We start from the raw sequence: 25244 nt of genomic DNA, 5'->3' as shown, positions 1-25244 counted from the left end.
GATCACCTCAGTCGTTCCTGGTCGCCACTGTGCTGGCGGGTGTCGTCGCGCATCGCGGCGTCGGTGTCGAAGACGGTGAGTTCGTCAGGGTGCATCCGGTGGTGGACCACCCAGGAGCGGTTCGCGAGCTTCCACAGCCCGGTCCCCCGAGGCAGGGCCGGGAGCAGGTCCCGCTCGGTCTGCCCCAGGCCGAGCGCGGTCGCGGTGGCGGCGAGCTGGTCAGATTCTTGGCGGTAGATGACGCGGGTGGAGCAGTCCGCCAGCAGCCCCTCGGCGATCATCCGGGCTTGCGACCCGGCGTTACCCACGGCGTCGAGGTCGCTGAGGCGGTGCAGGACGAGCAGGTTCGCGATGCCGTAGGCGCGCGAGAGCTTCCACTGGGCCTGCATCCGCCGGATCAGCGGGACCGAGCGCAGCACCCGCCACGCCTCGTCGTAGATGATCCACCGCTGCCCACCACCCGGTGCCCGCAGCGCCCCCTCCAGCCACGCCGACGCGCAGGTCATGGCCAAGGTGAGGGCATCGTCGTCGGACCCCAGCGCGGACAGGTCCAGCACGACCATCGGCGCGGAGGCGTCGAGCACCTGGGTGGAGGGTCCGTCGAACATGCCGGCCAGGTCCCCGCGCACCAGACGCCGCAGTCCGTGGGCGAGGTCGCGCCCATCCTCCGCACGCACCCGCGCGGAGGTGCCGTCGGCGATGGCGGCGCGCTCGTCGGGGTGGATCAGCGCATCCACGACGCCGGGGATCGAGGGTTCTGGGGCGGCCTCGGCCAGGGTGAGCGCGGCATCGAGGGCACCGTGCTCGACGGCGCGCACGTCCCGCCGCAACGTTGTCTCCGCCAGCGCGGCCAGCAGGTGCAGGCGCAGCCCGTGGCGAGCACCGGCGTCACCGGTCCCGGCGTCCAGCGGGTTGAGCCGGGTGGCCAGGCCCGGTCCCAGACGCACCACGACGCCGCCGACCGCCTCGGCGACCACCGCCCATTCCCCCTTCGGGTCGCCGGGCACGTACACGCGCCGGCCGGTGGCGATGGACCGAACAGCCAGGGACTTGGCCAGCGCGGACTTGCCCTGCCCGATCACCCCGGCCAGGAGCACGTTGGGGTTGGTGAGCAGGCCGGAGGCGTAGTGGGTCCACGGGTCGAAGCAGAACAATGCCCCGGTCAGCGCGTCGGTGCCGACGTAGACCCCGGTGTCCAGGGCCTGGGCCGCCAGGAACGGGTACGCCCCGGCCAGGGTGGCTGAGGAGGCCCGGTGGGCGGGCACCCGCAACCGCAGCCCCGGTGTGAAGTGTCCGCGACCGGTCACGAACCGTGTCTTCGTGGTCTTGGCTTGGGTTGTCATAGCAGTCCCCTGGCGAGTGGGAGCGCGGCGGCCAGGTGGGCTTGACCCTGCTGGCCGACGAGTCGGCGTAGCTCGCACATGGCCTGCGCCGCGGCCGTCTCCGTCGCTCCGCACGCAGCCTCCAGCTCGGCGACCGTCGGTGCGGCGACGGTGATCAGGCCGGTGAAGCGGTAGTCGCCGTGCCCACTGATGAGGTCCTGCTCGCGGCGCAGCACCTCCGCATAGGCCGCGTTCGCCGTCTCGTCCTCGATCTGGCCGACCTTGGCCCGGTGGCCGACATCGGCCAGGTACTCGACCTTCGCCCGGCGGATCTCACGCAACGCCCGGGCAGCCGGCATCGGCTCGGCCATCAGCGTCACCGTCCGGTGCGCACCGGGGGCGAGGATCAGGGGCTGCAGGAAGGTCTGGTGCATCGGGCTGCGAGGCCACTGCGCCACCCAATACGTCGCGTGCACCGCGGTGTCGGTGACCAGGTGATCCCAGTGCTCCTGCACGCCCATCGGGCCCTGCAGGCGGTGCGTCAACGTGGGGTCGGTGTCGTCCGCGGTGGCCATGCCGGTGGGGTCGTAGGCGCGGCGGACGATCGCGCCGAGGCCGGCCGGGGTGACCCAGGCCGTCACGTGCAGGTCCGCGGCGCCCAACGCGCTGGACAGCGACGTAGTCAGCTGGTCGAGTGCCGCCCCCTGGTCGATCGTCCGGGTGCGGCCGATGGCGTTTCGGGTGGCCTTGGTGCTGATCGCGATGAGGCACTCGTTCGCGTCACAATCTTCGCCGGCGTGGTCCATGAGGTCCGCGAGGAGGCGGGCCGCCCACGGCGCGGTCTCGGACGCGTGAGCGCGCCACCAAGCCCGCGCGGTTCCTGCACCCCCGGGTGCGGTGCGGTTGAGCACCTGAACCCGGACCACCTGGGGCTGCTGGCACATGATCCCCAGTACCCGGCCCCAGCCGGTGGACTTACGGTCCTGGGTCTGCGGGTCGTCCAAGACGAACCCGGTCGAGGACACCCGTGCGATCACGGTCACCGTGCCCGATCGGCAGTCCTCGATCATGGCCGTTCCGGCGGGCGAGCTGAGGACCTTTAATCGCCCGGCGATGCCCGGGAGCACCAGCTGGCCCGGGCCCGCGGCACTGGTGGGTTGGGTGAGGGCTCGGGTGCGCCCGGACAGGGAGCGGACCTGCCAGGCGGCGACCAGCGGGATCCACTCCACGACCGGGCGGCCCTTGACGCTGATCGTCCCCACAGCCAGCAGCGGTCCCCACAGCAGGGCGCTGGCCGCGAAGCCCGCCGCGCCTGTGGTGTAGACGGCACTCACCGCGATCAGGACGGCGACGCCGACGAACCCGACCTGCACCGGGCCCAGCCCGAGCAGAACTGTGGGCCGGTCCAGGGCACCAAACTGGGCTGCGGTAGAGGTCTGCTCGACGGCGCTCATCGCCCAGCCCCCTGCCCGGGCGACTTCGGCGCAGGGCTCCCGGCCGGCTTCGGGGGCGAGATCGGCGGAGTCGCCGCGACGGCCTTGCCGCTCTCCCCTGCGCCACCGCTTGCTCCGTTCGCCGCCCCTGTGGCGCTTGCGCTGCCCTTCCCGGCGAAGGCGCCCATGCCCTTGGTGAGCAGGACCTGCTGCCCGGCGCTCATCACGACTCGGCCGCCCTTGCGCGCGGTGGAGCTCACCGGGTTGGCTGCCATCGAGGACTGCATCACTGCGGCAGCTTCGATGCCTGACCAGTGCACGAACCGCCAGGTCAGCCAGGGCGTGAAGATGGAGATCGACAACAGCAGGATCCCCACCAGCACGTTCGAGATCCCCTGCGCGAGGCCGGGTGACTGGGCCTCGATCAGCGCACCGTCAGGTACCTGGGGCCCGGTGCCGCTGAACGCGGAGGCGCCCACGACGAACACGACGACGATGACGACCTTGCAGAACACCAGGGCCGCGACGATCTCCAGCCACCGTCGCGTCCACACCTTCGTCTGGTCCCAGGCCGACCCCGCGAACGCGATCGGCGCGAACACCGCGATCAAGATCAGCGCCGCCTTGCGGAACAGCAGCACGCCCCACAGCAGGAAGAACCCCAGCAGCAGGATCGAGCCCAGGACGAGGCTCATCGCGGGGTTGTTCGCCGTCGCGATCTGCGTCAGCGTGAAGAACGTGGCGGCAGACTCACCGATCGATGTGCCGGCCGAGGCTGCGATGTAGTTGCAGATCTCATCGACCGCCGTCAGCGCGACCTGCGTGGCTGCCAGCGCGATCGCCGACCCGACAAATGCCTTGGCCACCCCGGTCAGCGCCCGGACGAGACCGCCGGGTTCGCGGCGGATCACCGAGGAGATGACCTGGACGGTGAACAGCCCCACCACGATCGGCAGGGTCACCGACATGATCACGGCGATGTTCGCCCGCAACCAGGACACCGACAGGTCAATAGCCGTCGTGGAATCGAGCGCAGCCAACGTCAGCTCACCGATCTGCGCGGCGGCGCCAATGAACGCCTGGCCGAGCCCGCTCAGTATCGAGTCCGACGCCGCGGTCGTCGCCGAGCCGACCAGGTTGCCAGCGGCGTCGCACAGCAAGTTGATCGGACCGACACAGGGGTCAAAGGTGGGCAGGACCATGTCAGATCCCCGCGCCCACGCCGGAGAAGAACGCGATGATCGCGTTCGCCCCACCGATCAGCAACGCGCCCCCGGCGGAGACCAGGACCCCGGACTTACCGCCCGACGCCGCGGAGTAGTTGCCCTGCTGGTGACCCAGCGCCCAAATGATCACCGACACAACGAGGCCCGCGACGCACGCGACCAGACCCCAGGTCAGAAGGGCGCCGACAATGCCCTTGACGACGGTGAGCCCAGGAAGACCATCCTGATTGGGCGTCACACCTGGGTCTTGGGCCCACAGGGACCTTGCCAGTTGGCTGGCTGCTGAGATGAACATGGATCGCTCCTCCTGGCCCGGCGACCACGGAGCGTGGGCGCCTCATCAGGATGGTGTGCGGTCGAGTGCGGGAGACACGGAACAGCCTGCCTCGGCCATTTGCAAAAGGTCCTATGGACCTCCAGCCGGACTGCTTGCCCAAGGACCACAGAAAACTGGCTCATCAGAGTTGCGGTGGGAGGAGCGGGACACGTCGATGCCTACAGGATCGTTGGTGACGCAGGTCGAGGCCCTCAAGACCAGAGCAACTAAGCCACTGCTCCATACGCCCGATTCGTGCTGTTCACGCATCGACACCCTCGTCGACCTGGACGGCGTCCATGTGGTCGCCGTCGTTCGCTCGGGAGGCCGAGTGACGTTGACGCGAGAGATACCCAGGGGGGAGCCCAAGGGTGCCAGCGGTGACGGTGGCCCTCAGTCAAGAGCGCCGATTCCGGCTCTTGCGGGATATCCCACAATGTTGACGGGGATCGTGGAGCTGACCCGTGACCGGCCAGGACGCACTCGCGCCCGGCTCCTGGACCTGGTCCCCAGGCGCACCGGGAAGGCGTGCGGGGCTGGCTTGCGGGGCGCGGTGAGGAGTTCTGCGCTGGGGTGAAGGTGGTCACGCTGGACCCGTTCCGCGTCTACGCCAACCACATCAACGACCACCTCGCCGAAGCCACCCCCGCCCTTGCTGCGTTCCACGTCATCAGGCTCGGCGGGCAGGCACTGGACTAGACCCGCCGCCGAGTTCTGTGAGCCCCATGGGCCGCCGCGGCCACAAGACCCGCTCTACTCGCATCGCAACATCCCTTTCCGCGGCTTCGAGGACCCCACCCCACACCGGAGCGAACACCTCGACTGGCGCCTCGCCGATGGTGACCCCGACGATGAACCGCACGTCATCGGGCGGTGCACCTAAAAGCTGCGGGCGGCCTCCTTGGTCAAGGACACTGCCGAGGGCAAGCAGTTAGCCGGCCACACTCTGGAGTCGTTTCACACCTGCCCGATCCCCGAGCTCGCCCGCCTGGGCAAGACCATGCGACGCTGGTGCGAGCAGTTCCGCGGCAGCTTCACCAATGACCGCGCCAACAACGGAATCCTCGAGTTGCACCGGCGGATCGCCTGCAACTATCGCAACGGCGACCATCACCGACTATGCATGCTCCCGGTCGCCGGCGGACTTCTCCTCCCGCCGCAACTCTGATGAACCAGAAGACTGCAAGTCTCTCACTCTACCGACATGTCCCAGTGCGACTTGGGACACGATCGCTGCCGAACGTATCGCAGATCGCGCATCGCAACCGACTAACTTCGAAGAGTCGAGCAAAGAACAAGCCTGCATCGAGAGCCGCCAAGCATCCGAACAACCTCTCAACCAGAATGGATTTTTTACGACTAGCCCCAACACTAATCCAACGAGATTAATCGCGAGACGCAGGCAGCGTGCTGTTTGACCTACGAAATCCTGATCGCCTCGAGGCTAAGCAAATACCCACCGCTGCTCGGCCGACACCGCCGACAGAGTCTTCGGTCGGTACCGACGCTGCGCTTCAATTAGCGCGCGAGAAACCAACTCCAGCGGGTAATCTGTTGGCTCAGATAACAACGCGTCAATCAAATCAGCTTGCAGACGACCTTCGTACATGTGGCGGAGGACCCTGTGGATCCCCAGTGTCCCAAGATTCCGGAGATGATTTACCTTGCTCGCCCACAATAGAGTCTCATCCACATTCTTCCACGGAGGAGGGCTCTCAATCTCCTCAGACTTCTCTTGAAGAGACAAGAAGGCACGGAGCGGCTCCGTTCGACCCTGCCTACTCCCATAAAGAAGGCTCGACAGTGGAGCTCGGAAGGCATGTGCCACCAGGACAGCAGTCTTAGCAGAGAAAGGCTGTAGATCGATCCTCGACAGACTCTTACGATCCGCCCGAAGTTCGCGCCCAGCGGATGCAAGCGAAAGCGTGTCGCAAAGCGCGCCAAACTCGTGATCGCCTAGTGATCCAACAATGGCGTCAATCTCGCCTGAAAGACTGTATAGATTGCTTACGCTTGACCACATCACAGCAAGCCCAACCCACAGCCTGCGGTCGAGGTCCGTCGATGCTTGCTCCAGTTGCTCGAGCCACCACTTCACGCCGCCTCGGCGCAGTCTAGCCGCACGCGCACGGTCGCACAGCGGCACCGTTGTGTCGAAGAGTCGGTCAACCCCTTCCGGTGAATCAATTGGCCTCCGAATTCCCGCAATTCGTATGGCCATAGACATCGTGGACCACGTTTCCCCGAAGGTAGACCTTGCACACTCAACAATCGGACCCCAAGCCTCAGATGCCGTCCGATCGTCCAGAGGTATATCTCCGCCACGGAACGCAGAACCGGAGATAACCGACAAAAACTCCCTGACGGACTCCGGGGCTAGATCCCAGTCTTCGGTGTGCGAATTCACAAATTCGAGGTGTCTAAGGCCTCCATACCTACCCAGCGAACTCCCAAGAATGTCGGCAAACGCTCCCAGTGGAGAGAGCTGATGAATCCCATCGATGATTCCGCCATCGAGAACGCCAGCGACGAACTCGGTCACCAATTCGGGAATCCGCAGCGCGAGTGCAGATTCCATCTGAACCAGTACTGTGATTCGCCGCAACAATTGCGCACGATCAGGCTGGTCCTCAACGACGAGGTTCCACAAACGCTCGGGAACCATGCTCATGGCGGCACCGGACCTAAACATCCGGATCAACTGATACGTGCGCTGCTCTCCCGCGGTGCCGGCAAGAAGATCACAGAATTGCTCACCGAGATCCGCACCACCGTTGATGCGCAGCACATTGCACAAAAGAGATGTCCGAATATCTACAGGCCACGTCTTAAGTTCCTCGAATACGACGTCTCGGAGAGTATTGCGCCCACACGCAACATCAAGCCGTAACTCTTCAGTTGATCTCTCGCCGAGCAACAGCATCTGCGTTCCGGTTCCGGCGAGGACCGCTCGTATTAACTTGTCTTGAGTCCACTTAACATTACTAAAGACCCAGTCTTGGAGCAGGGCTAGCCCAACCCGTCTGGCGTGATTGGAGACGGTCAAATCGCCAGTCTGTATCATTTCCTCGAGACTCGCAACAAGTGTCGCCGCCTCGCCACGCTCGCATGAGCCTGCATAGAATCGACACACGTTCAGCCAGAAAGGACTTGCCGCCAGCGCCTCGAAGCGCTGCGCCCTGTCCCCGCAGAGTTCCTTGTGGCGGTACGTTCCGACTGGAGCACTAGTGTACAGATATTGGGCACAATAGAATTCACGTAGGGGCTGGACCTCGAATTCATAGAGTCCCTCGATTCGTTCGACGAGCACGAATATCCGTTCGAGGCCACCTCCAAATAGGTCGTCGGCAATAGTGACTGACTGGTCACCAGCGCGAAGATATTCTCGTGCCAAATCCTGCAACTCAATCTCCGAGATGCTCCCCGCTGACTTGGATGATTCCGCCTGGACCTGGAGAAACCAAGCCAAGTATTGAATGAATCCCAAGAGAACTTGTCGGTTCTCTCGTACCCGGACAGATTTGTCGGCTTCACGCGTCAAGAACAGATCAACATATCGACTGTACAGGTCAGTGCGCTGATCCGGGAGAGAATGGCCTATCTGATGAATCAGACTCAAGAGAATCGTCAATTGCATTAGGTTACGAGTCAGTTCGCGAATGTGAGCCAACTCGAGCTTCTCGGCGAGGATCTTCTTAACGTCTCTAACCTCGGATTGCCCCAGACCGCGCGCTACCACCCACTTCTCGGCGTACTCGTTGATCCGAGCGGAATCAATGCTCCGCAAGTTGAGAGTGATAAATCCAAACTTACCAAAATTCGGCGCTCCTCCAAATACGGATGGTCGACTTGTTACGACGACCTGGAGATCAGCTTCGAATTCCTGCCACCGGGCGAGGGCCTCTCTGATCGACGCCACGAGTGTCTTTCGTGATGCTAGGTCCGCCACCTCATCAAGGCCATCCAGGAACAACAATACCGGCGCCTCTTTGAGCACCGAAAGTACATCGAGCGGCTTAAACTCTAGTCCGCCAGAAATGTATGCTATCTGTTGCGCCAAAAATACATCAAGGGATCGCGGTTCCGATGAAGCCGCGTTCGATGAGAACGGTGAGTTCCCGTCCAGAAACGCCGCATAGTCTCGGAGGTCAACTTTGATTGGAACCCTGAGCGCTGTCTGCTTATAGAGATCCGGAATGCGTTCAATTAGGTCAGTCTTCTTCAAATACCGCACGCGATGAACCTGGCAAACATACTGAGCTAGTGTGGACTTTCCTTGCCCAGGGGCACCCTCAAGCATTACGAGCTTTATGTGATTCTGGGCGGCGTCGCTGAGCAGCAGCTCGGCCGCGCCGACCTTCAACGGTCGCGTCTCGCCGGACGCACGACCGATATACGTCTCGCCGCCGTCAGTCTCTTCGTTCACGTAGAAAGCATGATCTGACCCCAAGAAGGCGGAACGAATCTTGCGGTACTCGTCTTGAGTCGATGAGGACTGCCGCCCGACACTGTCAACCGTCTTGTGTACAAATCCTACAGGAACATCTATGAATAGATCCAAGAGATCATTGGAGAGGCTGACTTGCTTGAATTTGACGGTCTGGTCCGCATCAAACTGCGCGGCAATGAACGCTTGCATGACATCCCGCTTGCGCTCGTTGCCCATTCCGAGCACAGCGGCCAGCGCGACCTCAATTCCATCATCTAGGCTGAAGAGTTCAGAGTACTTGAGCTTCAGAGAAGCCGAGGCATCAACAAGTCGCCGATCGACGTCATCACGCCAAAGACACGTCGCAGGTATCGGAACGTTTGCACTGAGCCAAGTCTGAACTTTGTCAATCCTGCCACCGTCGAGATGCGCCGTCCCCCGCGCATTGGTGGCGATGATGTAGTTCTCGGCTCCTCGTTCCGCCAGTCGAATGATCTTTGGTAGTTCCTTCTCCAGGGCGCCGATAATCCACTCTGCGCTCTCGTCTTCATCCGAACGCCGAAACTTGACCTGGAGGACGGTTTTGGTTTCGGGGTCCCAACCATCTCGGCCGCCATCGGGCTGGCCGATAGGATAACACTGGAGTTTGGGGAAGCTCGACGTAAGCAATGACTGACAGAATTGCTGAAACCGCTCAGGATTGCTGTTCTCGTAGAGGTATCCCATGAGTCCTTAGTTTCCCCGTCAGTGATCCACGCTGGTCACTGGACGTTCGTCGCCGCCAGAATCGCGCAGGGTGCGCACAACGCATCATAGTGGTAGTGACGGGGTGCTATGACCCAATCTGAGCCTCGGGGCTCGTTTTGCGGGAGGTCGGAGGTTGGTTCGACAGGCGCCCATACGACGTAGGAGTGGAAGGCAACCGAGCCGGCGCAGCGCTCCATCGTGGATCGCTGGGCTGTGTAGTCCGTCATGACCGGTCACATCATCGGCCAACACAAGGTCGCTGTTCACCACGATCCAGCCACCCAGTACGAACTGCGGACTGAACTCGCGAGTCTCGCCCCAGGTCCGAAGATCAGTCCCCTCCGCGCCTTGGACATCGTGGGTTGGCACCTGGGAGGGCAGGTCCCAGGGTCAACCGACTCGCTCGATTCGTAAACTCGCGTCGATCTCCTTTCGCGTGCACTCTGGGTCAAGTTGACGAACCCGTTCATACAGCGCGTCGGCCACCTCCATTGCGCGGGCGGCTTCGCCGTTGGCTTTGAGCGCTTGGATGGCGTCTCGGTGCAGCGTCTCCGAGCAGGGCTCGGCGCGGATCCCGATCATGGCGGTCTCAACAGCGGCCCGGTTCTGCCCCCTTCGGAGCTGGATCTCGGCCAGTAGGTGGGCGGTGTCGGCGATGAGTCCGATCATCGCTTGTATCTCGGTCTCGGCCCAGATGAACTCTGTTCCCCCGATTCCGAAGAACGGGCGGTCTCGTACGAGGCGCAGTGCCGCAGCAAGGTCGACTGATCCATCCGCACCTGCGGTGAGGCCGCGACGGGCAAACTTTTGGAAGTCGGTCCAGTCGCAGGTCACATCGTCACCGAGGCGGTACAGCCCGCCCTCTGCGACGACGGGGAGGTGCTCTCGGCCGAACCACTGGCGTGCCCGGTAGATCAGGCTTGCCCGGGCGCGAGTATCGACGCGTTCACCGCCCCAGAGAATCTCATCGAGTTCTGGGCCGGTCGCCGGTCCGTGCAGGGCGAGGTAGACGATCAGTTCCCGCGCCCTCTTGCCTCCACCACGGGGTGCACCGTCGATCTCCACCCGGCCGAGCACCTTCACCCGTGGCGCCACTGAATCTCGACTCTCAAAGACACCGGCATGGGAGGCGAGCACGGGTATCTCGGGCGATACCACGGCGAGTGCAGATGCGAACTCCTCCTCAAGGTCTCGCGACCCATCCCGCACCTCTTCTTCGTCCTCTGTGATCGGCTCGCTCCCCAGACGCAGGAGGTTGACGAGTTCGCAGTAGTTCTCCACGGTCAGGCGTTGCGGGCGGAAGGGGATCCCGAGCGGTTCCAGCTGCGCTCGCCCATCGGGACCGATGCGCACCTCGAAGCCTTGGTCTTGCGCGGTTGCGGTGATATGGACGGAGCCGCTCCACGGTGCGACCCCAGACGGAACCTCCCTACCAAAGGTTCCGACCCCGTCGGACTCCGGTCTCGTGACCATGAAGATGACGGGGAGCCACACGTCCGGGGATGTCCCCGTGGATCGCGCCGCGAGTGTGTCGTGGATGCCCTCTGCTTTCAGCACCCGTGCGACGTCCGCGTTCCGGCCAGTGAGTTGGTCTGCGCGGCCCTCCTCGTCGTCGACGATCTGGAGCCGGACCCGATCGCTGACCGCGGCGAGGTCCGCGATCTCCTTGCCCGCGACGAGCCCGATGCTGCCGGTGAGTTCGCTTGTGAGGAGTTCGGTGGCAATGGCGCGGGCGACCTCAACCGGAGCGTTGCCGGGGCCGGTGATGCTCAGTGTGCCGGCTGCTTCGAGGTTGAGGATGAGCACCGCGTCTGCCTCGATGCCGATCGTCACCAGTGCTGGGTAGGGCTCGGCGACGTCGACGGCGGTGACTGCCTCTGCGGTGAGCAGGTCGCTGGTCGATGCGGTCCAGGTGCGGCCGTCGGTGGTGTGGAAGGGAGCGATCGGATCGTCCTCAGGGTTCGCGAGCACGAGTTCGATGTCAGTCTCGGTGAGTCGGATCAGCTGGACGCGTGGCAGCGGTCGAGCCGCCGCTCGGCATCGGGCTGCGAGGGCCAGCAGGGAGTCCTTGAGCTCGGTCAGCGTCAAGGGCTGGGGGGCTCGTCGCAACGTGGTCTCCGCGACCTGCTCCAGCGACCCGGGAGTCGGCATTGGGATGCGTTCACCTGTACGGCGAGCACGCTGACCCAGCAGGCGGCGGCGTGTCATCTCGCCGATCACCCCGGCCGCGGCAAGTGCGGTGAGTCCGAGGAATAACGACGTGGCGAAGGTGGAGGTGGGTTCAGCATTGGTCGCTTCGTCGGGCACTGTCTCGGAGGTGTTGGTGTTCTCGGGCGGCTCGTGTGGTGTGGTCTCAGCGGTCGGCACTGCTTCCGCGGTGGTTGTGGCTTCGGTGGTGGGTGCCCCGGGGGCCTGCGGTATCGGCGGAACCGCGGGGAGGTCCGGGGGGAACTCCGGCACGGGTGTTGATGGGTCGTCCGTCGTTGGCGGGGCGGATGGGGTGCTGCTCGCCGGGCTGGTGGGGATGGCGAGGAGCCACCCCGGTTGAATGAGGTCGGCGACCGCGAGCGCTCGCCCGTCTGCCTGAACACGACCGACGTTGGCGTCGAAGATCTCGACGTAGCGCAGCTCGTCGTCGAGCTCGTCGCCGGCGATCGCCCAGAGGCTCTCCCCTGGCTCGACAACATGAGCGACAGATTCCTGAGGGGCCACGGGCTCCCGCAGACCGGTGTCGGCGGCCTCTTCGACCTGCGTGGGGAGGTTGCTTGCGTCGGGAGGCAGCTGGAGCGTCCATCCGGGGTAGATCCAGTGGTCGTCGCTCAGGGCGCGTCCGTCCGCCTGGGGTGTTCCGAGGTTGAGGTCGCGGATCTCGGCGTACCGGGTTCCGCTGCCCAGGTGGTGCTCGGCCAGGCTCCAGAGAGTGTCCCCGTGGGTGACCGTGACCCGCGGTAGGTCACCCTGACTACCCAATGCCGCGGGGTTCTGGGCCGTGGGACCGGCAGCGTTCCTGCTCACGCTCAGTCCGCCCGGCGTTCCCGCTGCGACGGGCGTGGTCTCCAAGGTCACCGGGAACGGGACGTATCCCACGGCGGCATAGGCCGCGGGTGCCGTCACCACGGGCCCACCCGAGGCCAGCAGCATGGCCGAGGCGGCGACCAGCCCAGCCGCAGCGCGCTGACTCCACCCCAGCAACGGGATCGAAGGCGCGGGCACCCGACGCACGGTCGAGGCAAGTTCGGTCACGACGCTGAGGGTGAAGGCAGCCCAGGCCAGCCACGCAACGACGGTGAGGAGCCCGACGAACAGGGACCCGTCGTCGGGCTGGACAAGGCTCTGCCAGATGCCGTCCCAGTCCGGCAGCGCGGTCGGTACCGGCAGCGGCGCGACGATGACCAAGGCGAACGGAAGCCCCACAACGAGGGCGAGCAGGACCAGGAGCGCGAGGCCGGCGTGGAGCCGGTCACGAGCTCTCGTCGTCTGGCGATCGGGGTGCTGGTTCATGGCCCTTCCCCTGTCGTTGAGTGCACGAGGACCGCGGCGGCGTTGCCGTTCGCGCTGAGAGTGCTGATGCCGATCAGGGACAGGAACACCGTCCGGGAGTGGCTGGTGACGTGGACCTGGATCCGCTTCCCGTCGTCGCTGACGTCTACCGTGCCGTCGACGCCCACGCTGGTCAGGTAGGTCTGTGCGGCGCGGACGGCTTGCTCGACGTCGATGCTCAGGTCCTGTCCGTGGGCGATAGCGCGGGTGTCGATCGCTTGTCCCCCAGCGCGGGCGGCTTCGGCGGCGATGGATTCGGCGCGTTGGGTGCCGCGGAGCTTGGCGCCACCGTCGGCGATGAGGCCGGCGAGGATCATCAGGCCGATTGCGGTGATGGCCACGAAGACGGAGACCGACCCGGTCTCGTCTCCCCATTGGACGCGCAGGCGCCGCTGGCTGGTCATCGTGATCGGTACCGATCAAGGGTCGAGGTCGCCGACGCAGTCATCGTCCGGGACCCGGGCAGTCCGGGGACCGCCAGGTCACTCAGGGCGACGGTGCAGGACACCGTGACTGTGACGGTCGCCGGCTCCCCCAGCGCAGCCGCGAAGCCCGCAGCGTCGACGTCAACGGAACTCGATGCGCACGTGACCCCTTGGGCGGTGAGATCCGCCGCGGCTGTGCTCCTCGCCGCGGCGACGGCTGAGGCGGGGTCGCGGGCCAGTGTTGCCTCGCGTGCTGCCGAGGCGGCCGCATGCTCGACCGTCCCCGCCGCGAGGTCGACCCGCCCGGCCATGACGATCCCTCCCAGGAGGAGGAGCAGTGCTGGGGTGATGATGGCCAGCTCGAGGGTCGCGCTCCCCCGCTCACCATCCCCGCACGCCGAGGCGATGCGATCGGCGAGCCGGCTCATGGCGTCCCCCCAATGAACCGCTCAACGGGCCCCTCCGCGTGCTGGGACACCGCCAGCCCAGAAACACCGGGGAGCACAGACAGGGCTCGCCCGGTGACTTCGATCCGGACCCGCACCGCCGATGAACCATCGTTGACCTGGGCCTCGAGCAGTGTGTCAGAGCCGTGGGCCACGAGGAACGCCGTCGCGCGGTCAACCCCAGCCCCTGGTGTCGCCTGGTAGAGGCGCGCGGCGCTGACGCCTTCTTGCGCGGCGGCGAGGGCGAGTCCGCGGGCGTGGAACCAGAGGCCAAACTGCACCAGCGCGAACACCAGGAGCAGCAGAACCGGGAACAGAATGGTCAGTTCCAGGCTCGTCGACCCGCGCTCGGACCTACCAGAGACCAGCCTCCGGCGGATGCTCTTCACCCAGGTCATAGCAGCCCTTGCGCCGGGTTAGTTGATCTGGTCGACGCGTCGTTGGACGGCGGCGGTGATCGCGACCACGAAGAGTGTGGCGACGGCGATCAGGCCCAGGGTGATCATCACGACCTCCAGGGTCGTGGCCCCGGCTTCGCCGCCGCCTGCGTGGAGGCGCCGGTGGATGGTGGAGCGGGTGGCGGTCATGTATGCGCTGACCAGGGTGAGTGCTGCGTAGAGGTTCATCGTCTTCTCCTTCCAAGGTGTTTCGCGGTGACGTGCGGTTATCCGATGAGGATGCGGATGAAGGCGGGGTAGCCCACCAGGGCCATGAACGCCACCCCGAGCAGGGCCACGGGTACGACCATGTGCTCGGAGGCGGCGTTGGCTTTCGCCGTTGCGCTAGTCAGCAGCTGGGTGCGCAAGGACGCGGCGCGAGCGCGCAGGGTCGCGTAGACGGCGGCACCGTCGGCCCCGGACAGGTGCATGATGTCGGCCAGGTCCCCCAGCTCGGGCACGCCCATGGCGTCGGAGAGTTCACTGAGCCCATACCAGGCCGGCACGCGGGACAGTTCGGCGCGCAGCAGGGCCTCGCGGATCCGGGTGAACGAGCGTGAATCGCCGATGCTCGCCGCCCGGTCTAGGGCCTCGGTCGTGCCCGCGTCGGCCGCCCGCTCCAGCGCGACGAGCTCGAGGTACACGCACGCGGCGCGGCGCATGTCTTCGCGTTCCTCATGTGCCCGACGTCGCACGTCCAGTTCCGGGACGAAGAACAGCCCCGCTCCCAGCACCAGGGCAACGACCGTGGGAGCGGCCACCGGGACTTGCACGCCTACGAGGGCCAGCAGGAGGGCGAAGACGGTGGGGAACGCGACGCCGAGGGTGGCGTAGCCGATCTTGCGCAAGGCGAGATCTTCCGGAGTCCAGCCCACGACCCGCAGGTCAGTGGCGAACCGCTGCAACCCCAACCCCTCGGCGATCCGCGGTAGGTACCGGTCTTGCACCGCATCCACCCGCGCCGGCACAACGAACCTCCCCGTCGACGCGACTCGGGGTGCTTGAGAGGTGTCTTGGGGTCCGGCGTCCAGGCGGCTCAACGCGGCGCGCAGGCTGGGCCGGTTCGGTACCAAGGCCGCCGCGATCGTCGCGACACCGAGCCCGACCATCGCCCCTGCCACCAGAACCATCCATCCGTTCATCGCCCTGCCACCTCCCCCACGACGGGAACTGCGGCGGGTTGGCGTGCAATGAACCGAGGCGCCGGTGGTGAGATCGTCAGCGCCCTCATCCATGCCAAGCACCCGATGAACGCCACGGTGATCAGTGCCAGCACCAGCTGACCCAGCGGGTCACCGTAGGGCTCCAGGTACGTCCCGTTGAGCGCGCCCACCCCGACGACAGCGAAGGTGATGATCGTGATGGCTTTGGCCGTCGCCCTCGGCTTGGCCCGTTCAGCCTCGATCTTGCGGCGCACGCTCACGTCCTCAGCGACGGCGTCGGCCACCGCGACCAGGATCCGGGCGATCCCGGGGCCACGCCGTCGAGAGTTAAGAATCAGGGCGCTGACGATGAGGTCCCCGGACGCGTCGTCCAGGTCGTCGGCGAAAGCCCGCAGCGCGTCCTCGGTCGACCAGCGGGCCGCGAACCGCGCCGCCAACCCGCCCACTTCGCCGGCGATCGGGGGCGGGCAGATGCGCAGCGTCGAGGTGATCGCCTGTTCCAGGCCGATCCCGGCGATGAGGATGTCCGACAGGCGCCGGGTCCACTCCTCCAACGCCTCCACCCGGGCAATCGCCCGACTCTGCACCTTGGCCGTGCCCAACAGGACCGGCAGACCCCGCACCGAGGTGGTGGCGATGAGCCCGACGACCGGCCACCCGGTCACCAACCAACCCGTCATCCCGGCTCCGGCGGCGATGTACCAGCGCCACCGCCGCACATCACGACGGCTCCCGCCGCCACGACCCGGCCCAGTCCGCAGCGCCCCCGCGGTGAAGCGGCGCCATGACGCCCGAGGTGCCGTCGTCCTGCGCAGGCCGGCGAGGGCGACGAGGAGTCCGCCCACGATGAGCGCTCCGGCGAGTGCGGCGATCAGCTGGCTCATCACCGCTCCCCGAGGTCGAGGGGCCGGGTCCATGTGCCGCCCTTGTGGTCGAGGAAGGCTGGGTCGAACCCGGCGTCGGTGTAGTCCTCCAGGAATGCCGGGCGGTGCAGCGGCACCGCGCGCCCGTCCGCGCCGGGCCCGAACACGGTGGTGGTCACCGGGCGTGATCCATCACCGAGGCCGTTGAGCTCCAGGACGTGGGAGACGAACCGGTGCTTGGGTCCGCCAGAGGCTGACCGGTCCACCATCGTCAGGTGCACCACGAGGTCCACCGACCCGGCGACCAGGCGGTAGGCGAAGGCGTCGGTCATGGAGTTCCCCGACGCCAGGCACAGCGTGACTGCCCGGTCGATCGCGTGGTGGGCGGTGCGGGCGTGCAGGGTGCACATCGACCCGTCACCAGTGCTCATCGCGTCGAGCATCGGCAAGATCTCCTCACCGCGCACCTCCCCCACGATGATCCGCCGCAAGTTCATCCGCAGTGCGTCAGTCACCAGGTCCCGCAGCGTCACCTCACCAGCCCGGTCACCGTGCGCGTCCTTCTCACTCGACCCCTCCCGCGCCTCCATCGGCACCACGCGGGGGTGACGCTCGGGCAGGGAGTGCAGGTGCAGCTCGTACTCCTTCTCGATGGTCGCGAAACGTTCCGTCGGATCGAACTCACTCGCCAGCGCCCGCACCAACGTCGTCTTGCCCACGTTCTGCAGGCCCGTGACCACGATGTTCTTCCCTGCCCGCAACCCCGCACCCAAGAACGCCGCCAGCGCCGTGTCGAGTGTCCCCAGGCGCACCATGTCCGCGAGGTTCACGTCCCGCACGCGGTGGCGGCGGATGACGACGTAGGGGCGCGGCGTCGTCCACGCCATCGCCGCAAGGCGAGACCCGTCATCGAGGCGCAGGTGGAGGCGGGGGTTGGCGGAGGAGAAGGTGCGTTCAGCGGACCCGGTGCGCGCTGCCAACAACTGGAGCTGTTCGATCAGCTCGGCGTCGGACTCGGCCACCGCGGGGCCACGTTCATCGCGGCCATCCGCGTAGGAAATCCACACCTGGTCGCATCCATCAACCTCGATGTTCTCCACATCCGGGTCATCGATAAGCGGCTGCAACCGGCCCATCCCGAACAACGCCGCCATCACCGACTGGGCGATCGCCATCTCCTGATCCACCGGCCACGGGCGCTGCCCCGCGCGCACCAATGCGCGGGCCCGGCGTGAGAGGTCTTCGGCGAGCAACGCCCGGCACAGCTCACGACGCGCACTCGGGTCGGCCACCGGATCCTGCTGGAGCCGCTCCGCGAGCTGCTCAGAGACAGCCCTGCGCACCTCACGCACGAGCCCATGATCAGCGGCCACAGCGTCATACCGGGTGGACTCCGGTGGGATGACCCCATCCAGGCTCGCCGGGTCCGCACTGCCAGGGACCGAGGGATGCTCTGTGCGCAGGTCGATGGTCATGATCGCGTTCCCTCCGGCAAGCGAGTGCCCGCCAGCTGGCTGCGGATACCGCCAGCCACGGCCGCGGCGGACCGCATGAGGGAGGACCGGTCAAACCGCCACCCGGTCACCCCGCCGCCGGAGAGCACACTCGCCGCACCGCGGTCCGCGGCCAGCACCAGCAGGTCGTCCACCTCGAGCGCACGGGCCACCTCACCCGCACCGTAAGGCGCCCCATCGCCGACCAGCAGCGCGGTCGTCCGCCGCACCGGACCACGAGACTCCCGCAACGCCGCCAGCGCGGCCCGCGCAGCGACGACCCCGGTGAGGGTAGGGCGCAGCACCAGCAGGACGACGTCAGCCCCGTCGAGCACCGGTGCTGGTTCGTAGCGGTGTCCCAGGCGACCGACGTCGGCGAAGACGTCGACGCCGGCGGGGTCAAGGTCGCGGGCCGCCGAGACGAGCCGCGGCCACAGGCCACCCAGGGACGTCCCCTGGGTCGGGTTGCTGATCCCCGCCAGCAGGAGACGGGTGCCGGTGGAGTCCAGTGCCAGTGCCTCACCGAGCAGGTCATCACCGGTCAGTGGGCCACGTCGTGCGGCGAGGGTGAGCACTCCCCCTCCTGCGGGGATGGCGGCCTGCAGGTACCCGGGCAGGATCCCCGACCCGGCAGGGTCCGCGTCGACCACGAGAGAGCTACGTCCACCATCAAGAGGCCATGCCCAGGCCAGTGCCAGTGCGGCGGTAGTGACCCCGGGTGCGCCGTTCGCCGAGCACAGGGCGATGAGCGTCATGACTGTCCTCCCGCCGGTTGGAGGACGACGGCGATGTCACCGCTCGCCGAGAGCGCCGCGAGCGCTGGGCCGGCGTCCGCGTCGACGACGACGTCGATCACGCTCACCCCGTTCAGGTCAGCCGCGCCCACCCGTACAACCATCACCTGCGTGGTCTCGGTGGCCGTCGCGACCACCTCCTGGCCAGGTTGGGGTGTGGCGACCACAAGCAGGGTGTCACCGGCGTGGAGGCCGCCGACTGGGAGGCGGTTGGCTGCGAGCGCGAGTGGGACGAGGACCTGGCCGTCGCCGGGGGGCATCTGCGCGGTCAGGTGTCCTGGGTTCAGGAGGGTTCCTGCGAGGAGGCTGGTCGTTGCGACCAGGCCCACCAGGTTCGCGGCGTCTGCTGCGGGGACCGTGGTGACCGTGGGGTCGACTGCGACGTCGGTGACGGACAGGTCCGCCTGGGTGATCACCTCGCCGTAAGCGACGTCATGGGCTAGGACGATGACGCTGGTTCGGTCGCTGGCGCCGGTGACGAGCCAGGCTGCGACCAGGGCGCCCAGCGCAGTCAGTGCGATGCCCAGTGCCAGCAGGCCGGGGCGGCGCCGGCCCTGCGGGACAGCGAGCGCCGGCGCGGACAAGGCGCCCGGCCGCGCTGTGGCCGTCTTCGGCATCGGGCCGGGGGTGCGTCTGGTGGTGGTCATCGCGTTCTCCTTTCGGATGCTGCGGATGCGTTACTGGTTGAGGACTTGCAGCTCACCGATCTGCAGCTGCGTCGTCGAATCCCGGGTGGTCGTCAACGTCCCGGACTGTCCGCCGCCGGCCCAGGTGATGGCCCAGGTCGTCGTGGCCGTGACGGTATAGGCGTCGCCGGGTTGGCCTGCGGAGGAGCGCGGGTAGACGTATCCGCAGTCGGGAGAGTCGGTGAACGCGCCACCGCCGTAGGGGGTGCCGGGGCCGCGGCAGGTGACGGCGTGCCCGTCACCCATATCCCAGACGATCTTGGAAGCGTTCGCCGTCGCGGTTACCGATACCCCGGTCACCGACGCGGTCGCGGTGACCGGCCCCCAGGTCGCCGTCGTCGCGTCGGTCCACATCCAGACCGGGATCCCCACGAGCCCGAGAGCGTCAGTCGGTGGTGCCATCGCAATGTCGGGGCCGAGCAGAGTCATCTGCGCGATGGCCTGCAGGGCCACCTGCGCCGGGGTCACGGTGATCACCGTCGCGACAACTGCGTCGTCGAGCGCCACCCACCCCAGGTTGCTCGAACCGCCACTCGCCAGCAGGCACTCACGCTGGTAGACACTCCGGCCCTCTGGGCTCAGCCCGCCCCAGACCGGGTGGCTCGCCGCCGGCGGCCGGTCGATCTGTAGGTAGTAGCAGCCGTCAGCGTTGCTGAATGATCCCCACAGGTCGCTCGAGCACGGCACCGAGCGCGTGGAGTTCGGCACTACGCACCCGGTGCCTGTGGAGCCAGACGCCGATGGAGCTGGCGTCCCAGGGGTACCGGGCTGATCGGCGGTCACGACGCAGTAGGGCACCAAGACAGGACAGTCCACACCTTCAATGACCTGTGCCAAGCTCGGGCCAGCGACATACAGCAGCGTGATCGTCAGCAGCGCCGTGACGCTCATCCGCCTCAGCACGATGACTCCCGGTCCATGGTCGCGTCGCCGATCACCCATCGGTCGGCATAGATGAACGCCGTAGAGACGACCAGAACGCGCGTGGTCTGCTCGGAAGCCAGTGCGGACTCCCCGGTCGCGGCGTAGACCGGCTGCCAGTTGGTGACATCGACGCAGTCGCGGATAGTTGCCGACCCACTCGCCTCGAAGGAGACGTCGGTCACCGACGGAGAGATCACCGGCGAACCGGTGTTGACGATCCCATTGAACGCATAGACGTCCGCTGCGTCGCGGACCGCACTGAGGGCTTTGTCTTGGGAGTTGTGGCTCAACTCCGGGGGCTCGTTCGTGGGATCTGCCATGTACCGAACCCACGCGTCCCACCACGCTTGATACGTCACAAGGATGTCTGCGGTCGCCTGCGCGATCACCGGGTCGATGCTCGGGGTCGGCGGCGACAGCAGATCGGTGGTCGTCGGAAGTGGGGTGGCCGGTTCTGTCGTCGCCGTTGCGGACGGTGAGCTCGACGTCGTCGCGGTCGGTGTGGGCGACGCCGCACCTCCCCCGCAGGCGACGAGCGCCGACGCCAAGGTCGCCGCGAGCGCGGCGACCTTGATTCCTGCGTTCTTCTGTCGGTGTCGCACGGGCGACCACCCGCTCCCATCCGGATCGACGCTGACCCAGCGGTACCCCCTGGGTTGGACCGCTGAGTTCATTGCACACCTCATGCGCGGATTGCGATACCCGAGAGGTTCATCCTCGAGGCACCCGCGCCGGGCACCATGGTCTGGACTGTTCATAACCTCAGGTATGCCATCGAGAGCGGGACATGGCAGTCCTCGGAACGGACTTGTGGATTTAGTCGATGTCCCAGGCCTTGTGGATGCTGACCTCAACACCTTCAGTTCCCCCTCCGTGGCGACACCCCGCTCATGCAGCCCGGGACCTCGGCGGCTCATAGAGTGCCGTGGGCGGCCGGCGGGACTGGAGCACAGTAGAGGCCAGCGCCTTGACCAACACCGGGTCGTCATCGACACTCAGATCGCCGCGTAGGGCCCGATCGAAGAGGCCCTCGTGCTCAGGCGTTCCGCGCACCACCGCCAGAACCCGGTGCGCCTGCCACTGCGGGATCCCCGCATGCAGTGCCAGCCTGCGCCAGCTGCACATCGTGGCCCGCTCGTCCGGGCGGCCGGGGTCGAAACTGAGCAACGCGAGGGTCAGCCGCTGGGCATCCTCACTGATCCACCCGGCACCGATGAGGATCTGCCCGATCCCAACCAGCACGCACCGCTGCAGCTCGCGGTCGATGATCTCGTCGCCGAGGTCACCAGCCTCTGCGCCGCCGCGGGCTACGGCGTCGTGGACGCTGGCGTCAAAGGCCACCGGCCGGGCGAAGGCCACCCCATCAGGTGAGTGCGCCAGCTTCCACGCCTTGCTCGCCGTCGTGGAGTACCGCGCCGTGACCATCTCGGTCGCCACCGCACGGCGGATCACCCGGGCCAAGACACCCCAGGGACTCTCCGCCTGGCGGATCCGAGGAGCGGCCAACTCCTCCCACGCCGCCTCCCACGCGGAGGCCTCCGCCTGACTCGCCTCGACGCCGTGAAGGCCGAGCGCTGCGACCATCGACCGCACCATCGTCGAGCGGACATCGGCGAGGACTCGGGTGGCCGTCGGGCCGTTCCACCCTTCCGCGTCGATACGGACCAGGTCAGCCAACAGGGCGTCGTTGTCGTGCAGTTCGCGCGCCGGGGATCGGCCTCGGTGAGGTGCGTCAGGGATCGCCATGGGTTTTGTCGTCGTCGTCGTGGTGGACATGAGTACCTCCAGGTGTCGTCGGAACACCACTCACGCTCACCGCGTCATATAGACCCACCGATGACGCACTCTGTCGTCGCTGGTCAACCACCTCATGACGGGCGGATGACGCACGCTCGTCATCACCACCAGGCGATCGTCACAGTGATGACGCACCGATGACGGAGGCGATGACGCTGAACCTCATCGCGGCGTCGGACCCCAGCGTCATCACCGCGTCGATATGCCGTGCGGACAGTGGTCTCACCAAGTTCATTCCACGGAGGTCCTCATGATCACCAGAGAGTCCACACTCAGCCTCGTCACCCCCGAAGCACTGACACGCTTCGTCGAGTCACTGCGGGAGCAAAGGGACTGACGACCGTTCGTCATGGGGCCGTGGCCCCACCGGTACGCCGCTATGCCAGTGCCCAGCCGGGCGCCACCTCATCCAAGTAGGCCTGACGCTCGGGCCCGAAGCGCTTGGCTCATCGCAGTTGAGGGTGTAGAGGGAGGCGCGTCGGTGTCCGGGTAGGGGTCGAGGTCTTCCGAGGATGGGAGATCTCACACAGCCCATCGGGAAGACCTCGACACGCCTGACGCTACCTTCGCCAGTCCTTCGCGATCTTGGCGACCGGGTTCCGACCACTACGGGCCAGTTCAACTGCTCGACGTCGGAACTGCGGCGGCTTGGCGGCAGGCATCCAGGACTCATCTCCCGAGGTGATCATCGCCTCAGACTCGGTGTCCGGGAGAGCGGGCCAGGCTCCGCTTGCGTCATCGTGATTGACGGGGCGTGCCGAGACGCCGCAATCCTCAAATCCTGACCCGTCTCTAGCAACACGCTTTACCTGGCGAGTCACTCGGAGGCAGGTTCGAGGCCGCTGGGCGCCCCGCGCCACGGCGACGGCTCCCGTATCTCCGCGCTGAACCAGATGCCGAGAGTGCGCTGCACGAGTGGCGAGAAATCGCACTGAGCCTGCCCTTCGAGATGCTTGACGGCGGCGAGATAGCGGATTAACGCATCCTCGGCGGACCGGTGGCTGACCTCCAGACCGCCAGCGGAGACAGCTTCGAGGTCACTCAATGACCCGAACCACAGCACGGTCTGGTCCGAGGTCAAGAGCAGCGGATAGGCCGGGCTGAGTTGTTCGAACGCCCTGATGACGCCGCGCACCCACGGGTACTGCCACGCCTCCAACGGTGTGTCGATCTGAAACAGAAGCCGGAAGCGCCCGAGAATTTGCATCGTTGTCTCTGTGCTCTTAGAGCCGTCGCCGAGTGCATTGAGCGGCAACTCAGACATCACAGACGCCGCGAGCTTGACGTTCTCCGTGGGGTCGTCAGAATCGACGTCCGCTGGGAAGTCGATTTGGTGCTCTCGCCAGCTGAGCCCGGCCAGCCAGCGGAAACGGGGATGCACATCGACAGGCCGTGAGCTTGAGTAAGTCGCGATGAGTCGCTGCGAGATGCCCATGATGAAGCGTTCACTTTGGTATGCCTTGAAGTCGAGCCCGTAAGGGGTATCACCCGGCCCCCACCCGACCGTTTCATAGAAAGACATTGTCGGGCCGAGCACGACGCCTGACCCGTTCTCTTCGTCCGGTTGATAGAGAGTCGTCGGGCGCATCGAAAGCACCGCATGGACGAGGCCATCCCGAGTCGCGATAAGGCTTTCGACGGTGCTGGCATTGTCGTCCGCGACCTGGAGCACTATTCTGCTCTGCAGCGCGGACGGAAGGTCGCCAGCGCGCGAAAACTCGGCGGCCACGTCGCTTGGCAGGCCGAAGAACTCATCCTCGAAGCCATGTGCTCGGGCTGCGTCGGTCAGCGCCGGAATGCTCAACTGAACCCCCGGGGTGAGCGCGAACGCTGTGAGGTGTTTGACTAACTCCTCGAACACGGCAGCCGGCCGGTAGAAGCAGAACGCACTCGCGACGATTGCCCCAAACCCGGCGAGGGCCTGTTCGTCGCCGAGGTGGGCACGAGTCCAATCGTAGGCGAACCGATATCGTGGCTGGGTGCCGTTGTGGTGGAAGTAGAAGGAAAGATCCTTGGTGGTGTTCTGTCCGAGGACGCTCAGCTGCCCGTACAGCGCGTGAGATTCGAGCAGGTCGAGCACTGAGAATCCCGCTTCGCCCGTGCCATCGAGCAGTGCAAGGAGCTCTTTGGTCTCCTGAGCGTGGTGGGGCGAGAGGATTTTGAGAAGGCCGCCGAGAGTCCCCCACTTGAGCCCGTTCGGCATCTGCTCGGCGCGGACGTCCAAAACGTGCTTGCGCCAGGACAAACAGAAATGCATCATCCACGGCAGCGCCGCGGCCTGAAGCACATGGACACTCTCGTGAATGGCTGCGACATGTTGCGATGCTAAGTGAACGCGCTCGCCGACCACCTCGACGTCGAACTCCGGCAGACGAGGCTCATTGATACCGACGATGCAGGTTGCGTAGTCGAACCACGCGTCGTGAGTGCCGTCTGGGAAATACAGCCACCCCCGGCCGAGACCGTTGCTCACTGGGAGGGAACGCTCAGCACTAGCCCGGCGGCAATCAGGATAGCCGAGACCATCAGCGCTGCCGTGCACGCACGAATCCAACGGATCTTCACTCGGACCGATCTCGCCAGTCCCTCTCGGATTTCCTCCGGCGAGCGCAGATCCACGTTGAGCATGTTCGGCATTTGGGCGGCGAGCGCGAAAAGGTAGGCTGCGAGAATGGTCACGACCGGCAAGGCGAGCAGAAATCGCGGCGCAAGGCCAGTCGGCACGACGAGCGCACCACCCACGACGACGGCGGTCGAGTAGAGCGTCCAGAACCACCCGGCAGCCGTGCCGAGCGTGCTGCCCGCCGCTGTCAGCGCCGGGCCGGTCCCGGTGAGGGTCGACTTGCCGAGCTCGATCCAGGTCGCGTCGTCGACGTAGGCCTTAGCGAGCCGCAAACGGTACTCGGTCGCGACCGCGTCACCCGACACGGAACTGCCGAAACCAGTCTCCGCCGGCTCGATCATGAGGCCTTCACCGTGTACTTGCCGACGTGTCCCTGCTCGCAAATCAGGTAGACGCTGAAGCCGCCGTCACGAGTGTTCGGCATCGCAGCGACCACCGTACGCACCGGACCATCCCACGTCACTATCTCGGTGCACTCCTCGGTGCCGCATGGGAACTGCTGAAACTTCGCCAACGCTGCTCCTTTCGGTCCAGCGGCCCTGGTCGACGACGCCGCTGCGGGTAGGTGAGCTCTTCGACG

General features: G+C 66.1%; 23 protein-coding genes. 2 read left to right on the top strand and 21 right to left on the bottom strand.

Annotation, left to right across the window (positions count from 1 at the left end; translation table 11 throughout):
- Window positions 1-2: 2 nt before the first annotated feature.
- From ACWA15_RS09250 to ACWA15_RS09235, 4 genes are read right to left on the bottom strand one after another with little or no spacing between them, the layout of a single operon-like run.
- A complete protein-coding gene (locus ACWA15_RS09250; RefSeq protein ID WP_464059344.1) occupies window positions 3-1343 on the bottom strand; it encodes an ATP-binding protein in 1341 nt (446 codons plus the stop codon).
- Window positions 1340-2776, bottom strand: coding sequence for an SCO6880 family protein (locus ACWA15_RS09245; RefSeq protein WP_464059343.1), 1437 nt, complete (start codon window positions 2774-2776; stop codon window positions 1340-1342). Before ACWA15_RS09245 ends, ACWA15_RS09250 begins: the two co-directional genes overlap by 4 nt.
- Window positions 2773-3957 (bottom strand): type IV secretion system protein, encoded by a 1185-nt coding sequence (locus tag ACWA15_RS09240; RefSeq protein ID WP_464059342.1) that lies wholly within the window; start codon window positions 3955-3957, stop codon window positions 2773-2775. Before ACWA15_RS09240 ends, ACWA15_RS09245 begins: the two co-directional genes overlap by 4 nt.
- Window position 3958: 1 nt before the next feature.
- Window positions 3959-4276, bottom strand: a complete 318-nt coding sequence (locus ACWA15_RS09235) for a DUF6112 family protein (RefSeq protein ID WP_464059341.1) — start codon at window positions 4274-4276, stop codon at window positions 3959-3961.
- Between the two features lie 594 nt (window positions 4277-4870).
- Here ACWA15_RS09235 and ACWA15_RS09230 point away from each other — a divergent pair.
- Both ACWA15_RS09230 and ACWA15_RS09225 read left to right on the top strand, forming a co-directional pair.
- Complete coding sequence (locus tag ACWA15_RS09230) at window positions 4871-4996, top strand: hypothetical protein (protein WP_464059340.1); 126 nt, start codon at window positions 4871-4873, stop codon at window positions 4994-4996.
- 202 nt (window positions 4997-5198) lie between these two features.
- Complete coding sequence (locus ACWA15_RS09225; protein ID WP_464059339.1) at window positions 5199-5465, top strand: hypothetical protein; 267 nt, start codon at window positions 5199-5201, stop codon at window positions 5463-5465.
- 276 nt (window positions 5466-5741) lie between these two features.
- Here ACWA15_RS09225 and ACWA15_RS09220 read toward each other — a convergent pair whose 3' ends face one another.
- From ACWA15_RS09220 to ACWA15_RS09140, 17 genes are all read right to left on the bottom strand, one after another.
- Window positions 5742-9452 carry an NACHT domain-containing protein gene (locus ACWA15_RS09220; RefSeq protein WP_464059338.1) on the bottom strand — a complete coding sequence of 1237 codons (3711 nt, stop codon included), beginning with the start codon at window positions 9450-9452 and terminating at the stop codon, window positions 5742-5744.
- Between the two features lie 411 nt (window positions 9453-9863).
- Window positions 9864-12590 carry a LysM peptidoglycan-binding domain-containing protein gene (locus ACWA15_RS09215; protein ID WP_464059337.1) on the bottom strand — a complete coding sequence of 909 codons (2727 nt, stop codon included), beginning with the start codon at window positions 12588-12590 and terminating at the stop codon, window positions 9864-9866.
- A gap of 380 nt (window positions 12591-12970) precedes the next feature.
- Window positions 12971-13417 carry a pilus assembly protein TadG-related protein gene (locus ACWA15_RS09210; RefSeq protein ID WP_464059336.1) on the bottom strand — a complete coding sequence of 149 codons (447 nt, stop codon included), beginning with the start codon at window positions 13415-13417 and terminating at the stop codon, window positions 12971-12973.
- The gene (locus tag ACWA15_RS09205) at window positions 13414-13866 is read right to left on the bottom strand and encodes a TadE family protein (protein ID WP_464059335.1); all 453 of its coding nucleotides are present in this window, start codon (window positions 13864-13866) and stop codon (window positions 13414-13416) included. Before ACWA15_RS09205 ends, ACWA15_RS09210 begins: the two co-directional genes overlap by 4 nt.
- The gene (locus ACWA15_RS09200; RefSeq protein WP_464059334.1) at window positions 13863-14282 is read right to left on the bottom strand and encodes a TadE/TadG family type IV pilus assembly protein; all 420 of its coding nucleotides are present in this window, start codon (window positions 14280-14282) and stop codon (window positions 13863-13865) included. The genes ACWA15_RS09205 and ACWA15_RS09200 overlap by 4 nt, the downstream gene beginning before the upstream one ends.
- A gap of 18 nt (window positions 14283-14300) precedes the next feature.
- Window positions 14301-14510: a hypothetical protein gene (locus tag ACWA15_RS09195; protein WP_464059333.1), complete on the bottom strand. Its 210-nt coding sequence runs from the start codon at window positions 14508-14510 to the stop codon at window positions 14301-14303.
- A 38-nt stretch (window positions 14511-14548) separates the two neighbouring features.
- On the bottom strand, window positions 14549-15463 hold the full coding sequence (locus ACWA15_RS09190) for a hypothetical protein (RefSeq protein ID WP_464059332.1): 915 nt from the start codon (window positions 15461-15463) through the stop codon (window positions 14549-14551).
- Window positions 15460-16368: a type II secretion system F family protein gene (locus ACWA15_RS09185; protein WP_464059330.1), complete on the bottom strand. Its 909-nt coding sequence runs from the start codon at window positions 16366-16368 to the stop codon at window positions 15460-15462. Before ACWA15_RS09185 ends, ACWA15_RS09190 begins: the two co-directional genes overlap by 4 nt.
- Entirely contained in the window at window positions 16368-17822 is a 1455-nt protein-coding gene (locus ACWA15_RS09180; protein WP_464059329.1) for a CpaF family protein, read from the bottom strand. The genes ACWA15_RS09185 and ACWA15_RS09180 overlap by 1 nt, the downstream gene beginning before the upstream one ends.
- Window positions 17819-18595, bottom strand: coding sequence for a hypothetical protein (locus ACWA15_RS09175; protein WP_464059328.1), 777 nt, complete (start codon window positions 18593-18595; stop codon window positions 17819-17821). Before ACWA15_RS09175 ends, ACWA15_RS09180 begins: the two co-directional genes overlap by 4 nt.
- Window positions 18592-19281 (bottom strand): SAF domain-containing protein, encoded by a 690-nt coding sequence (locus ACWA15_RS09170; protein ID WP_464059326.1) that lies wholly within the window; start codon window positions 19279-19281, stop codon window positions 18592-18594. Before ACWA15_RS09170 ends, ACWA15_RS09175 begins: the two co-directional genes overlap by 4 nt.
- A 30-nt stretch (window positions 19282-19311) precedes the next feature.
- Window positions 19312-19827: a hypothetical protein gene (locus tag ACWA15_RS09165; protein ID WP_464059325.1), complete on the bottom strand. Its 516-nt coding sequence runs from the start codon at window positions 19825-19827 to the stop codon at window positions 19312-19314.
- A 389-nt stretch (window positions 19828-20216) separates the two neighbouring features.
- Complete coding sequence (locus ACWA15_RS09160) at window positions 20217-20846, bottom strand: hypothetical protein (RefSeq protein ID WP_464059324.1); 630 nt, start codon at window positions 20844-20846, stop codon at window positions 20217-20219.
- 286 nt (window positions 20847-21132) lie between these two features.
- Window positions 21133-22020, bottom strand: coding sequence for a hypothetical protein (locus tag ACWA15_RS09155; protein WP_464059323.1), 888 nt, complete (start codon window positions 22018-22020; stop codon window positions 21133-21135).
- 838 nt (window positions 22021-22858) lie between these two features.
- A complete protein-coding gene (locus ACWA15_RS09150) occupies window positions 22859-24514 on the bottom strand; it encodes a hypothetical protein (protein WP_464059322.1) in 1656 nt (551 codons plus the stop codon).
- Entirely contained in the window at window positions 24511-25005 is a 495-nt protein-coding gene (locus ACWA15_RS09145) for a hypothetical protein (protein WP_464059320.1), read from the bottom strand. The genes ACWA15_RS09150 and ACWA15_RS09145 overlap by 4 nt, the downstream gene beginning before the upstream one ends.
- On the bottom strand, window positions 25002-25178 hold the full coding sequence (locus ACWA15_RS09140; protein WP_464059318.1) for a hypothetical protein: 177 nt from the start codon (window positions 25176-25178) through the stop codon (window positions 25002-25004). Before ACWA15_RS09140 ends, ACWA15_RS09145 begins: the two co-directional genes overlap by 4 nt.
- Window positions 25179-25244: the final 66 nt, after the last annotated feature.

It is taken from the genome of Sanguibacter sp. TS_SC_8 (assembly GCF_055361235.1).
The sequence above is the reverse complement of the archived record's forward strand: the minus strand, read 5'-3'. Positions and strand labels throughout refer to the sequence as shown.